Source organism: Salegentibacter sp. 24 (genome assembly GCF_004362395.1).
In the GTDB taxonomy this organism is placed as follows: Bacteria; Bacteroidota; Bacteroidia; order Flavobacteriales; family Flavobacteriaceae; genus Salegentibacter.
In genome coordinates, this window is the sequence record NZ_SNWE01000005.1 from 207,916 (window position 1) to 221,649 (window position 13,734).

General features: G+C 37.3%; 11 protein-coding genes and 1 pseudogene. 9 read left to right on the forward strand and 3 right to left on the reverse strand.

Going from position 1 to position 13,734, the window contains the following annotated elements:
- Window positions 1-4: 4 nt before the first annotated feature.
- Both DET49_RS05320 and DET49_RS05325 read right to left on the reverse strand, forming a co-directional pair.
- Complete coding sequence (locus tag DET49_RS05320; protein ID WP_133547056.1) at window positions 5-2,458, reverse strand: zinc-dependent metalloprotease; 2,454 nt, start codon at window positions 2,456-2,458, stop codon at window positions 5-7.
- Window positions 2,459-2,656: 198 nt separating this feature from the next.
- Window positions 2,657-3,418 carry a sterol desaturase family protein gene (locus DET49_RS05325; protein ID WP_133547057.1) on the reverse strand — a complete coding sequence of 254 codons (762 nt, stop codon included), beginning with the start codon at window positions 3,416-3,418 and terminating at the stop codon, window positions 2,657-2,659.
- Window positions 3,419-3,568: 150 nt separating this feature from the next.
- Here DET49_RS05325 and DET49_RS05330 point away from each other — a divergent pair, with 150 nt between their 5' ends.
- From DET49_RS05330 to DET49_RS05350, 5 genes are all read left to right on the forward strand, one after another.
- Window positions 3,569-5,350: a mechanosensitive ion channel family protein gene (locus DET49_RS05330; protein WP_166636542.1), complete on the forward strand. Its 1,782-nt coding sequence runs from the start codon at window positions 3,569-3,571 to the stop codon at window positions 5,348-5,350.
- Between the two features lie 163 nt (window positions 5,351-5,513).
- Window positions 5,514-6,491, forward strand: a complete 978-nt coding sequence (locus DET49_RS05335; RefSeq protein ID WP_133547059.1) for a YihY/virulence factor BrkB family protein — start codon at window positions 5,514-5,516, stop codon at window positions 6,489-6,491.
- Between the two features lie 139 nt (window positions 6,492-6,630).
- On the forward strand, window positions 6,631-7,029 hold the full coding sequence (locus DET49_RS05340; RefSeq protein ID WP_133547060.1) for a BfmA/BtgA family mobilization protein: 399 nt from the start codon (window positions 6,631-6,633) through the stop codon (window positions 7,027-7,029).
- A gap of 248 nt (window positions 7,030-7,277) precedes the next feature.
- Complete coding sequence (locus DET49_RS05345) at window positions 7,278-7,541, forward strand: helix-turn-helix domain-containing protein (protein ID WP_133547061.1); 264 nt, start codon at window positions 7,278-7,280, stop codon at window positions 7,539-7,541.
- A 5-nt stretch (window positions 7,542-7,546) separates the two neighbouring features.
- Window positions 7,547-8,809, forward strand: coding sequence for a type II toxin-antitoxin system HipA family toxin (locus tag DET49_RS05350; RefSeq protein ID WP_133547062.1), 1,263 nt, complete (start codon window positions 7,547-7,549; stop codon window positions 8,807-8,809).
- 147 nt (window positions 8,810-8,956) lie between these two features.
- Here DET49_RS05350 and DET49_RS05355 read toward each other — a convergent pair whose 3' ends face one another.
- Window positions 8,957-9,364, reverse strand: coding sequence for a hypothetical protein (locus DET49_RS05355; RefSeq protein ID WP_243729532.1), 408 nt, complete (start codon window positions 9,362-9,364; stop codon window positions 8,957-8,959).
- 587 nt (window positions 9,365-9,951) lie between these two features.
- On the opposite strand from DET49_RS05355, the gene DET49_RS05360 reads away from it, so the two are divergent.
- The 4 genes and pseudogenes from DET49_RS05360 to DET49_RS18405 all read left to right on the forward strand — a co-directional run bounded on the left by DET49_RS05360 (window position 9,952) and on the right by DET49_RS18405 (window position 13,651).
- Complete coding sequence (locus tag DET49_RS05360) at window positions 9,952-11,286, forward strand: phage integrase SAM-like domain-containing protein (protein ID WP_166636543.1); 1,335 nt, start codon at window positions 9,952-9,954, stop codon at window positions 11,284-11,286.
- Between the two features lie 624 nt (window positions 11,287-11,910).
- Window positions 11,911-12,666 (forward strand): tyrosine-type recombinase/integrase, encoded by a 756-nt coding sequence (locus DET49_RS05370; RefSeq protein ID WP_133547064.1) that lies wholly within the window; start codon window positions 11,911-11,913, stop codon window positions 12,664-12,666.
- A 47-nt stretch (window positions 12,667-12,713) separates the two neighbouring features.
- Window positions 12,714-13,256 (forward strand): annotated as a pseudogene (locus DET49_RS05375) (transposase zinc-binding domain-containing protein); the annotation flags it as partial.
- 245 nt (window positions 13,257-13,501) lie between these two features.
- Window positions 13,502-13,651, forward strand: coding sequence for a hypothetical protein (locus DET49_RS18405; protein WP_166636544.1), 150 nt, complete (start codon window positions 13,502-13,504; stop codon window positions 13,649-13,651).
- Window positions 13,652-13,734 lie beyond the last annotated feature (83 nt).

The following is a 13,734-nucleotide window of genomic DNA, read 5'->3' on the forward strand; positions in this document are numbered from 1 at the left end:
AGAATTAAGACTCCGTATCTAGCGCATCATCTATCCTGGCAATTAAATCCTCCCAGTGATATTGGGTTAAAGTATGGTTCGTTCCTGACTTTCGGCGACTTATTTCTCGCTTTAAACTTTGCATTTCACCCCGCATAAGAGGCAAAATATCTGATTTTAACAATTCTTGGTTATCTGAAGTATTTAAATTGGTAAGGTACTTTGAAGCAATGTCAACATAAGAGCGTTGCAGGTTACGTCTGTAAACATTAACCCTATCTCGGTTATAAAGTTCGCTAAAAATACCCTTTCTTAAATCTTCTAATAAATTTACGGCTGCATAGGCATCCTCTCCGTTTACCTCTTCATTAGCAATCACTCTTTTCAAACGAGCTTCATCCAACAAATTGTTTAGTGCCCGGGTTTGCAAATTCTGTACACGCTCTACTGCACCTGCAGCTTCTATACGTTTTAATATATTTTGGTTTAGCAACCAATCAGGAGTGATAAAAGCTTCTTTCAACAAAAATTCCACGGCTTCTTTCTGCTTTTCCTCGGGAACATTTTTGTAGACTACTCCATCCTGATTTGAGGTTTTTCGCGTTTCGTACACTCCCCCAATATTTGCTACTACGTGAGAAATATAACCGCGCCACATATAAGTTAGTTCTCGGTACACTTCTTCAAGATCATCGTACCCGTAACCATCTCTGGAAGTCCACTCTATTAAATTCGGAACTACCTTTTTAAGATTTGCCAATCCGTATTCACTGGCTTTAACCTGATCGGCTCCAAGGCTTTCCCGTTGAGATTGCGGATCTACACCACCATATCCATTTCCAAATTCATACCAGGGATTTCCTGCTTTTGCTAAGATCCATTCGTCTAATTTTTCTTTTTCTGCCTCAGCAGATTCGGCTTCAGGAAGATAGCGATAACCCCAATTGATTGCATATTTATCGTAAGGACCCATCATTCTAATATATCTCACTCCTTCATCTTCGGGTTGCGCTACATAATTTACTCGAGCGTAATCCATAATAGAAGGAGTTAAACCATATTTCTGGGTAAACTTGGCAGACCTCAACGAATCAGTAGGATATGCAGAACTGGCTTTCATATTGTGGGGCAAACCTAAAGCGTGCCCAACCTCATGTGCGATTACCATACGCATCATTTCTCCAATCTTAGATTCAGGAGTGTTTAAAGTTCTCGCGGCTTCCGTTTGAGCACCAGCTTCAATCATATAGCGATTTCGATAAGAGCGTAAATGATTGTGGTACCAGATAATATCACTTTCTATAATTTCACCAGTTCGCGGATCCGTAACCGAAGGTCCAACCGCATTTCTAGTAGTACTCGCCACATAGCGAACTACCGAGTAGCGAACATCTTCAGGACTAAATTCGGGATCTTCTTCTTTTGTCGGTGGATCTTTGGCAATAATCGCATTTTTAAAGCCTGCCTCTTCGAATGCCATATTCCAGTCTTCAATTCCCTGCTTAAAATAAGGTCTCCATTTCTCGGGTGTGGCGGGATCCAAATAATAAACAATTGGTTCTTCAGGCTCTACAAGCTCTCCACGTCTATAGGCTTCAATATCTTTAGGAACTAGTTTCCAACGGCGAATTAATTCATAATTATCAGCCTTTAATTCCTCTGAATTATAATCATATTTATCTATAGTAAACCACCCTACACGCTCATCTGCTATCCTGGGCTGCATTTTATCCTCGGGAAGCAAAATCATAGATTGATTCATCATCATCGAAATCGTTCCAGCCTGATCTCGTGTTGGTGGTTCTTCTGCCTGATATGTCATCACATGTTTCACCTCTACATTTTCAGGGTATGCATTTGCAGATTCAATATATGATCTACTCGGGTCAAGTTTTTTCACTTTATAACGCTTACGCAGCGAAGATGAAACACCATTAATAGCCTGGACTTCTTCCTCAAACAAATCACTAACTTCAATAACAACACTACTAGAGTCAGCATTGTATGTTTTTATCTCTGAACTGAATAGAATTGGAAAAAAATTATTAGCACGCACCGATTTGTGAATGGGGGTATTCTCGTCGCTCATGTTTTCAAAACTAATAACCTTTAGGTCTATATTATCTTTGCGTTTGGTCCATCGTACAACCTGCTCATTTACTTTAGAACCTGCATTTACATAACCTCCTCCGTAATTATCGGGTACAGCAGCGATACGACTAACCAACAACATATCCTTGCCCAGCACTTCTACCGGGATTTCAAAATACAGTTTACCCTCTACGAAATGGGTAGTAAAAAGCCCTTCATCAGATTTGGCTTGCGGGGTAATAATTTCCTTATATAATTTTAAACCATTTGCAGATTTTTCTGAAGTATCTTCAGCCGATTTATCTTTAGTGCTGAATACAGATTTTTCACTTCCGCAGCCCACCGCAAGTATTGCTGCCAGAACCAGAACAGGTATTTTTTTTCTCATAAATTGTTATTTTGGTCTCAAGATAAGGAAACCATCTAATATGATGGAATTGCTGCAAGTGGAGTATTGGAAATTGTACTCCAGAAGTCTAGTTTCGTTTGCCAGAAGAAAAATAATTTAGATCTTAAAGTAGTGACCAAAAATTTTCAGATCTATCTTCAAAGGCATGAAATAATTATTTGTGCTCTGGCCAGCTCTTTATTCCGAAGAAATCTCAGTACGGCTTTCTGTATTCATCAACCTATCCCAGAAGGTAAAATATAATCCGAAATTAGTTTTGAATTCTGCGTGGTGAAGATGATGATGAGTAGCACCAATAAATAATTTCCCGAAACGGCTTTTTATAAAAGCTTTAGGGTAAACTTCAATATCTAAATGATTTATCACGCTGCTCAGGGTCATAAAAATGAGGTAAATCCCAATTACTACTGGATGAACGGGTAAAACCAGTAAAATGGCAGGAACAATTAAAGCTTCAAGTAAAGATTCCCAGGGATGAAATGAGAAAGCTGTCCACGGACTGGGCACCAGGCTATCATGGTGTACTTTGTGTATTTTCCTGAAAACTTTAGGATGATGCATCCAGCGATGTACCCAGTAATAATAGGTTTCGTGCAACAGTGAAAGCAAAATAAAACTTGCTGGAATATACCAGTAACCGAATTTATCAGGCTCAAGATAAATTGCGGTAAAACCTTTTTGCCAGAGGAAATATGTCAGCGCTCCAAAAAAACCAAAAATAACTGAAGACCACATGCTCCAGTAAATTTCTTTTTTTAACTGCCCTTTTCTAAAACCTCGCTTGCTCAATCGTTTACTGCTGAATTCCTCACTTTTAAGCTTATAGAAATACCAGTAAAAAATACCTGCAGAAACCATATACCTAAGAAAAACTGCAGCAAAAAAAATTACCACACACAAAAGGAAAAGTCCGGGATTATTTATTTCAAAAAAAACCATATACTCGAAATTAGCGAATAAGGCGGTTAATTGGATATCAACTTTTCAGAAAGTATTCTTAAATCTTAGAGTACGATGGTTATAATAAGTTTCAAGCTCACAATTCTTACAATTCATTATCTTCGGGCTAACCAATTCAACAAGGCAATTATGAAGAAAATATTTGATCCCGCATATTTAAAAACCTTAGTTCTAATTAGTTCTCTTCTTATAAACAGTTTTCCAGCCGAAGCTCAGTTTCCCTTAAGCAATAAGCAAAATAATCAAACCGAACCCAAAGAAATACCCGAAGATAAGTTAAATAGAAGAACCCCGCGGGGCACGGTAACTGGATTTATTGATGCTATGTCAGAACAAAATTATAATCGCGCTTTCAGGTATCTGAATTTTCCTCCAGATATCACGTCCCCAGAAAAAAAAGAAGAGATTTTACAGGTCCTACAGCGGTTATTTGATCAAAAAGGAAGCATCCAACCATATTATCTTATCAGTGACGAACCAAATGGGAAAATAGATGATGGTTTAGGAGAAAATCTGGAAAGAATCGGGAGTGTAGATGCCGATGATAAGCTAATCGAAATTTATCTCAAACAACACGATGATGAAATAGGATATCCAATTTGGCTTTTTTCTTCGGAAACAATTAGCTCCATAAGTTCTCTTAGTTTGGAAAATGCCGCCCTCATCAACCAAATAACACCTAATTTTTTCAAAAGATACCTTTGGGGTGGTGTCCCGGCTGCCCAATGGATAGTTGCTTTAGTACTAATAGCTTTAAGCTATTTTATTTCCCTTTTGATTATTTCAATTGTTGTTTTCCTCTTAAAAAAATTATGGAAAAGGACCAGGGAAGAACCAATTTCTGGAATAATCGGAACTATAAAACTTCCTTTAATACTTTACACCGCCGTTTGGATATTTGTTGCACTATCCAGAAATCTCGAGCTCTCAATTATTTTACGCCAAAAATTCAGTGCCATTACTATTTCAGTGGGAATTGCCGCCATTCTAATCCTATTATGGAGATTGTCCGATTTCATAGGAAAGTTTAGTCAGGAAAAAATGGTTCTAAGGGGCAACCCCGCTGGCGTTTCCATAGTTTTATTTTTACAGCGTGCTGCCAAAATCGCCATAGTAATTTTTGGGATTATAGCAATTTTAGGAGCGGTTGGAATTGATGTTACCACTGGTCTTGCTGCACTGGGAATTGGTGGTATAGCTTTGGCTTTAGGCGCTCAAAAGACCATAGAAAACTTTGTGGGAAGCGTTACTTTAATCGCTGACAGACCCATACGGGTAGGAGATTTTTGCAGGGTTGGTGAAATTACCGGACATATAGAAAAAATAGGCATTCGCTCTACCCAAATTCGTACATTAGATCGTACAGTGGTTAGCATTCCCAACGGCGCATTTTCATCAGACACCATTGAAAATTATGCTCATAGGGATAAATTCCGGTTTGTTAGTGTTTTAAATTTCAGGTATGAAACCTCACCAGATCAACTGCGCTTTTTACTGACGGAACTAAGAAAAGTGCTCTACGCCCATCCAAAAGTATATGAAGACCCTGCCAGAGTTCGTTTTATTGGTTTTGGAGCCCATTCGCTGGATTTAGAAATTTTCGTCTATCTAGATGCAAAGAATTACGATGAATTTCTAGAAATAAGGGAGGACCTTATGTTAAGAATGATGGATGTGGTTGATCGGAGTGGAACCGATTTCGCATTCCCATCTCAGACTATATACTTCGGAAAAGATCAAGGACTTTCAAAAGAGAAATCAGTTAAAGCGGAAGCAGAAGTTGAAATTCAAAAGGAAAAGCGCGAAATGCCACTACCACAGTTTACCAGGGAACAAATTGATGCCCTTAGGAATAAATCTAGCTATCCTCCTGAAGGTTCGAGTACAGGAATAGAAAAAAACAAAACATAGCATAATAAAATTTATCACGATATTTCAATATTATAATGGTGGATAATAGATGCCTTTGAAGAAATTTGAATAGTTCTATTTTTTCAAGTTATGATTTTTTGGCTGTAATCTAATTTGATTATCAGCATCTTAAATTTCTTTATAAATTCAGAACTAGAAACAGATGAATCAACCGAAAAAAGCAAGCAAATACCGTGGGGAAGAAGCCAAATGGCCTCATCAAATCCCAATTTCTGGCTGGATAGATATTGGAAAACGAGTATTTAAAGAAATGAAATTAGATCACGTACAAATAATTTCAGCGGGAGTTGCGTTCTATTTTTTTCTAGCTATTTTCCCCACATTTGTTGCAGCTATTTCAATCTACAGTTTGGTATTAGAACCATCCCAGATTGAAAACCAAATATCACATTTAAATTCCATTTTACCCGAACAGGCTTTTATAATGATCACAGATTTCCTGGAACCTATACTCCAACGACCTAAAAAAGAAATTGGATGGGGTGTATTTATAAGTATTATCATCAGTATTTGGAGTGCGAATAAGGGAACAAGCGCATTATTTCAAGGCGTAAATATTGCTTACGACGAAATTGATGGTCGAAGTATTATAAAGAAAAACCTACTTAGCCTTCTTTTCACCCTGGGAGGTTTATTTCTTGGCCTTATTAGTTTACTGATTGTCATTTTCTTTCCGTTGCTAGTAAAAAATTTAGGCCTAAATCCTGAATTAGAAGCCATTTTAAAATGGTTTCGCTGGGTGTTTCTGGGATTCATTTTAATTCTTAATTTAACTATGATTTATAAAATTGCTCCTTTTAGAACTAACCCAAGGTTTAGCTGGGTAAGCTGGGGCGCAGTAATTGGCTCCTTATTCTGGTTAGCCGGTTCTATGCTATTTTCCTGGTACGTATCTAATTTCGGAAGCTATGACGATCTTTATGGAAGTTTTGCAGCGGTAGCTATTTTGATGTTATGGTTATTTCTTACCGCTTTTATTGTTCTAATGGGTGCCGAAATAAACTCAGAAATGGAACATCAGACTAGATATGACACTACCACAGGAGCACAAAAACCTATGGGGGAACGAAATGCTTACCATGCCGACCATTGCGCTGTTGAACATAATAAAGATAATTAGCTAAGCAATAAACACTTAGTATAAAACGAAGCTAATATTTTCTCCTTTAAATTCTTCTGCTCCTCCCAAATCATAGCGGGCAGCCATAAGATCATCATAGCAGCGTATTTTATTCTTAAGAATAAAGAGGCCTATAAAGATGGACTTTTTTGAAACCACAAAGATTCATCCCAGAAGTCCAATTTTTAGGCACTATATCGGGCTTTATAATTATGTAATTGGCCGATTAGATTTTATAATTGCCCTGCTCAGGGAGCACGAAGAAAAATATCATAAGCCTACCTATAATATGCTTGCAGGAATTTTTGATAAAGCCGAAAGAATGGAGGCTAAAACAAAACCACTGGAGGAAACAAACATTAGAAGATTGACCAGGGTGGAATGGGAGCTGGAAGATGGGAAAGTTTCGCAAGAGGAATACGATTCGCTTAAAAATGCACGGCAAAAAGATCGAAAGGAATTTTCAGAAATGATCTCTAAAATTATCAAAGGAATAACGAAAGTAGAACCACATTTGGGAAGCCGTACTATAAAATAAATATTAATTTTACCGAACTAGATATTCTCAAAAGACGATATGAGAGATAGACATCTAAACTAATTGTCACAACGCACCTATGCTGTTTTTAATTTACGCTTAACTTCCCGTACGCTATAAAAACAGCATAGAATCCGGCGAAAGTTATGGTAGATATGGGCACGAAATAAATTTTAATTACAGTTTAAGTTTATTTTAATCCACAAAAACCCACTTTTTAGCTATATTTGTTTATTATAACATACATTATGCTCGAACTCGTCACTATAAAGCAAACTAAGGAAGAACTAGGTAAATGGTGTAAACTTCAAAGAGGTCGTTTTGAATTAAGCCAGCAAGAATTGGCTGATCACCTGGGATTATCCCGGTATACCATTCAGAAATTTGAAAGCGGGAAAAATTCAACCATCGATACTGTTTTAAAAATTGCTCACCATTTTGATGATTTGGAGAAGTTTTATAGTGGTGTAAAAGCCTATAATGATCAAAATACTAATCACTCCTTATACTAAAGATTATGGCTAAAAATACTATCCTAAATGTAAAGCTATTTGATAAGGAGGTTGGAAAGTTAGGTTACGATTTGGATCAGCGTAAAAGTTTCTTTCAGTATAATCCTGAATTTTTAGAAACCAATGAATTGCAAAACATTTTTCCATATATTATTAAACGAATAAAACCAGTTCAGGTATTCTCCGAATATGAAGGAAATACTTTTAAAGGACTCCCCCCAGCCATAGCAGATTCTCTTCCAGATATGTTTGGAAATATCATTTTTAAGGAATGGTTTGAAGCTAATAATAAAGATAAAATTAAACTCACCCCACTGAAGCAGTTAACCTATGTAGCTAATCGTGGGATGGGTGCCTTGGAATATGAACCGTCACAAAATATTCCAAAAACTTCAGCAATTGACCTTGAAGAAATAATTGAGGTATTAAAAAAAGTAATTGATCAGAAAGAACAGACTTCAGAAAAGAATTTGGATAACCTGGCTCTACTCAATATTTTTAAAATGGGAACTTCTGCCGGTGGAGCCAGGCCGAAACTTTTAATTTCTGAAAACATTGAAACACGAGAGGTTATTCCAGGGGATATTGTTTTTTCAAAAGATTACAAGCATTACCTGGTAAAGCTTTCATTAAATGAAGGTGGTTATAATAAAGAAGTTATAGAATATGCGTACTACAAGATGGCTACCGCTGCTGGAATAACAATGATGTCTTCTAAACTGATTAACAATAGACATTTTACCACGCTTAGATATGACAGGCAAAATGGAACAAAACAACATGTTTTAACTACAAGCGGCCTGACCGGATGGGACTTTCAAAAACCAGAAAACTCATCTTATGAAAATCTTTTCAAGTTAGCATTAGATCTAAAAATACCTTATAATGAGATTCAGGAACTTTATAAGCGAATGGCTTTTAATTTGGTTTTTGCTAATATTGATGATCACTTAAAAAATCATTCTTTTATTTATGATAAGAATTCTGATAAATGGAATCTGGCTCCAGCTTATGATCTCACTTACCCCTTAAACGTAGATTTCAATTATCATAAAATCAGCCGTGCGTTGTCTATTAATAATAAACGTGATAATATCCAGCTAAAGGATCTACTTGACTTAGCAGAAGAATTTTCTGTAAAAAATCCAAAAGGAATAATCGAGAAAGTCCAGGAACAGATTTCTACTTGGCCGGCAATAACAAAGGACCTTAATATCCCAGAATACGTAGTAAAAAAAATCTCCAAAGACTTCAAAATCTTCATTTAACTACGGGTTTCCCTGTGGATCCTGATTAAAAATACAATTCCATAGCGATATTTATAGTTCCAATTATATACGTTTTTTAAGCTCAATTATAGCTATTTCCCGCTCTCTGGCTTTTCCTACTCGAAGTGCGTCTACCAGGGCCAATAATTAGTGAAGTACATTATCTTTTAAAGCAGCTTCGGGAACAGAGGAATATAATGGCATTATACTATGCCCTCTCAACATTCCTTTACCGGACGACCAAACATAATTCTCACTACTTTCTATCTGTTCTTTTAAAGGAGAGGCTGAGTGAGAAGTTGGAATACCACGTACTACCGGTCCTGGTTTTTGTGGAAAAACATATTTCAATCCGAATTGCAAAAAATCAGTGAAAGCCAGTTTCATTACTTTTTTATCTTTAGGATCTAATAGACCTGAATATTTAGAACGGGCTACCGATTCACTCACTTCAGATTGACTCATCCCTAAAGCCTCGGCTACATATTTTTGTTTCCAGGTTACATCATCAAGACTAATAAGCTTTAGCAGCAATAGTATATCTTGAGGTTTCATATGAATATTTAATCCTTTCATAACGCATATTGCATATCGCGATATACGTTATGAAGATTAAAAACTAATAATATCATCATTTTAAAATTGCTTTTATCGATTGAGATCCTCGAAAAAATAACAAGTATTTTAAAATTTAGCATTTATAAAATAGCTGAACGAGAAATCATAATATTTGATGTTATTTCTAAATATTTGTTGTTATAAGATGTTATTTGTGAGTTTTTGTGAATAGTAGATATTAGAGCAATTTATGTTCGACTGGTTCAATAATAAGATCGGAAAAATCTTACAGTAGAAAGTTAAAAATAGTTAATCTAATATTTTTTTAAACTTTGCGTACAAATCTGATATTTAAAAACAAAAAACCCTCAAAATCAAAAGATTAAGAGGGTCTTTGGTACTCGGGACGGGACTTGATATTCAATTCAAAATTATTTTTGTTTTATTATATATTACTATATATCAGTGCTTTAATAAATTTTAATGGTAATTGAATTCATTTAAAAACATATTATGTCGGGAACATGTCGGGAAAGTGTCGGGAAAGATTTATTTTTACTTTAAAGACTTTCAGCATGGCTACAGTGAAACTTTTTATTAGAGGAAAACAAGATCCTAGAACAATTTACCTGCGCTTTATTCACGGTAGAAAACATGATTATACCAAAAACTCTGGTAAAATTGTAAATCTCTCCAATTGTATTTTAGCAGGTAACGGTAAAAAGAGCTTAATATTAGAAGGTGTTAAAAGAAATTCACCCGAAATGAAGAATCTTAACCGAAATTTACGGGATATTAAAAATTACATAATAGACATGTATGATGAAGCCACTCCTGGGGAAGTTAGCGGCGATTGGCTTCAAAAACAAATCGATATTTTTAATGGAAACTTTATTCCAGAAGAGGACCAAGGGAAACAGGGAAACTCACTAACAGAAGCCATACAAACCGTTATTGACACTGCCAATATTAGAGAAAATTCTAAGGGTGGTTTAGGCCTTTCCAAGAGCCGCGTGAATTCATATAAAAATTTACTGAAAATCATTAAGGTGTATCAGGGAAAAAAGTCTCTTAAAGTTCAAGATGTGGATATCAAATTTGGCAAATCTTTTTTAAACTGGATGTTAAACAAACAAAACTACTCTGAAGGCTATTCAAAAAAGAAAATTGACGACCTTAAAACTGTTTGTACTGATGCTGAAATCAATGGAATTCAAGTTAGTCATCAACTCAGAAAAATAAAGGGAGGAAAAGCGAAAACAGAGCATATAATCTACCTAACTCCCCAAGAGCTGGAAAAAATTGAAAAAACAAAATTACAAAATCAATCCCTTATAAATACTCGAAAATGGCTATTATTAGGTTGTAATATTGGACAAAGAGGAGGTGATTTATTAAATCTCACAGAAGAAAACTTTATCGTTCGAAATGGATTAGAACTTATAGAGTTAAAACAACAAAAAACAGGGAAGCAGGTTTCCATTCCGGTTTTACCCAAAACAAAAAATATACTTAAAGAAGGTTTTCCTTACAAAATATCCATTCAAAAATTTAATGATCAGATTAAACTCCTTTGTGAAGAAGCGAAAGTAAATCAACTTATTGAGGCAAAAAAAATTGAAATGGTTGATGAAGAGGGAAATGTTATTCCTAAAGATAAAAACGGCAAAAGAAAAAAGAAAGGAGTTAAAAGAAAAATTTCTGGTACTTTTCCGAAATATGAACTTATTACTTCTCACGTTTGCAGGAGATCTTTCGCTACAAATACCTATGGAAAATTGCCAACCCCTTTAATTATGCAGATAACAGCCCACAGTACCGAAAAAATGTTCCTTGGCTACATCGGAAAATCTTCAATGGATTATGCTCAACAAATTGCGGATTTCTACGCAAAAGAAGAAGTGAAAAAATCTATTTGATAATTTGCCGCCACCCCGACTAATCGTACTTTAAATGGATATGAAACACTGTTAATCTATTTTTTTCTCGACACTTCATCAGAGGTTCATTTGCATTCGTCTCCATTATCCATACCTGACTAGCTCTCGGCATAGCCTTTTCCAAAACGCTCGATACCTTGGCTCTTTACCAAAGCACCTTATGTTGGTTTGGTGCTCTCCCCTGCAGGACAGCACCGGTGGGTTGGTTCCACCATCTTGTAGACAGTTGCGTAACGACTTTCAGCCGGTCGTTACTCTCGGCACACATATGGCTCGTAGCGGATTTTATGCACGTACTTGTCAATAGACCTTTATTTTATTGATTATCTTTATGTTAAATACCAAAACCGCTGTTTTTTATAGGATACGTTGTTGAACTAAACCTAAAGGTAGCTTCAAGAGATCGCTAAATCACTATTCACTACCTTTAAGTATCTCTAATTATAATATTGAAAGTTATGAAAAAAAAGTAGTACCCTCATTGACAGGGCTTGTAATTCTGTACCCGAGTTTGGCGAACTCTACCGCAAGTTAAAACGTTCCGTAGAACTCGCCGGTAAAAGTCAAAGTACCCTTACCAACTACTCCCGCTGCCTCGCGCACATGTCCATCCATTTTAAATGTAGTCCCCTTGATCTCGATGAAGAACAGGTTTTGGATTACCTGCACCTTCTAAAGTCCCAGCACAAAACACCATCCGACAGTTTCTTCAAGCATACGGTCTATGGTCTTCGCTATGCCTATCGTATCTCTGGTATGAAAGCAATGCGGGTTATGTTGCCTTCCATAGAACGTCCCCACAAACTCCCGGTGGTATTAAGCCGTAGTGAAGTAAAACAACTGCTTAAAACACCCAAACTTCTCAAACACCGGTTGGTACTGGCAATGCTTTATGGTTGTGGCCTTCGCTGCTTTGAACTTCGCAGCCTTCAGCTCAAAGACCTCGATTTTGATCGTAAAATGCTTCACATCCGCCAGGGAAAAGGAAGAAAAGACCGTTATGTTCCATTATCCCAGATGCAGATCCGTGGCTTAAAAAAATATATCGCTGCAGATAATCCTACCACCTGGTGTTTTAATGGCTACGACAGGAAAGGAAACCCAGCCCAGTTATCGGCAATGGGGGTGCAATGGATCGTTCGGGAAGCCCGTAAACACAGCGGGATCCAGAAAAATATCACTACCCACAGCCTGCGGCACAGTTATGCCACCCACCTTTTGGAGATGGGATTGGATATTATCAGTGTCAAAGATTTACTGGGACACGCAGATATCCAAACCACCCTCACCTACCTACACGTGGCACAACTCGGTAGGCAGAAGCCCTTCAGTCCGTTGGATCGGCTATACAAGGAGTAGCCGTGAAACCTGCTGCCTATGAGGTGGCCCAGGTTCTGGAAAGGAACATGGAATCTTTATCCAAATATTGTTACAACAGCTGGCAGACAAGAACCCTGCACGCCTTGCGCAAATGCCGCACTGCTGCCCTGGGTGGCCATATTGACCGCTGTAACAATCCTTCCTGCCATAGGCTTCACCTTAGTTACAATAGTTGCCGGAACCGCCATTGTCCCAAGTGCCAGGGGCATAAAAAAGAACAGTGGATCCAGGCGCGGGAAGAAGAACTTCTTAATGTTCCCTACTTCCACGTGGTCTTTACCCTGCCATCAGCCCTCAACCGCCTATGCCTGTATGAGCCTAAAAATATATATGCCCTACTGTTTAAAATAACCTGGCAGGTGATCCAGGATTTTGCATCCAACCATAAATTCTTGGGTGCCAAACCTGGAATGATTGCCATCCTGCACACCTGGGGGCAAAACCTTTCTTTGCACCCACACCTGCATTGCATTGTTCCCGGCGGTGGTATTACCCAAAGTGGCAAATGGAGATCTGCAAAAAGCAATGGAAAATACCTGTTCCCGGTTAAGGCTATGAGCAAGAACTTTTTTTATGATTTTAGATACTGATTAGTTACCTTTGCCTTAGGGATGTCCAAGGTATAAGGGAGTGGTCCGCTTTTTGAGCTCAATTTAGAAATTGCGCGTGGTCCCGAAGCTAAAGTTTACCTAGGGAAGAGATCGGTATGTTTGTTATTTTATTAAATTTACATAGCTGTGCTCCGCGCCGGCCCTAAAGAGGCATTTTTGGGGCAATCAAAATATGACCGTTAATAAACTATAGAGATTTACGTATGAAAAGAAGACATTTCGTTAAAAGGACCGCTTTGGGATCTTTAGCAGGTATGTTGGGTGCCGAGATTGTTTTCGGTGCCAATATGCCGGATAATTATGATCTGCTGGGCCTGCAAGACCCAGATCCCTTTAAACTGTGTATATATTAATATAGAACTACCCCACATTTCAATTTAAAAGTATACCACTTATTACCAACTTGAACGTCCAACCAGAGACGTTCGAAAAATGA

Bases quoted from the DNA above. Each gene is read 5' to 3' on its own strand.
- DET49_RS05345 (WP_133547061.1), top strand. From the start codon at position 7,278: ATGCTCGAACTCGTCACTATAAAGCAAACTAAGGAAGAACTAGGTAAA.
- DET49_RS18405 (WP_166636544.1), top strand. From the start codon at position 13,502: ATGAAAAGAAGACATTTCGTTAAAAGGACCGCTTTGGGATCTTTAGCA.
- DET49_RS05370 (WP_133547064.1), top strand. From the start codon at position 11,911: ATGTCCATCCATTTTAAATGTAGTCCCCTTGATCTCGATGAAGAACAG.
- DET49_RS05325 (WP_133547057.1), bottom strand. From the start codon at position 3,418: ATGGTTTTTTTTGAAATAAATAATCCCGGACTTTTCCTTTTGTGTGTG.
- DET49_RS05320 (WP_133547056.1), bottom strand. From the start codon at position 2,458: ATGAGAAAAAAAATACCTGTTCTGGTTCTGGCAGCAATACTTGCGGTG.
- DET49_RS05355 (WP_243729532.1), bottom strand. From the start codon at position 9,364: ATGAAACCTCAAGATATACTATTGCTGCTAAAGCTTATTAGTCTTGAT.
- DET49_RS05335 (WP_133547059.1), top strand. From the start codon at position 5,514: ATGAATCAACCGAAAAAAGCAAGCAAATACCGTGGGGAAGAAGCCAAA.
- DET49_RS05340 (WP_133547060.1), top strand. From the start codon at position 6,631: ATGGACTTTTTTGAAACCACAAAGATTCATCCCAGAAGTCCAATTTTT.
- DET49_RS05350 (WP_133547062.1), top strand. From the start codon at position 7,547: ATGGCTAAAAATACTATCCTAAATGTAAAGCTATTTGATAAGGAGGTT.
- DET49_RS05330 (WP_166636542.1), top strand. From the start codon at position 3,569: ATGAAGAAAATATTTGATCCCGCATATTTAAAAACCTTAGTTCTAATT.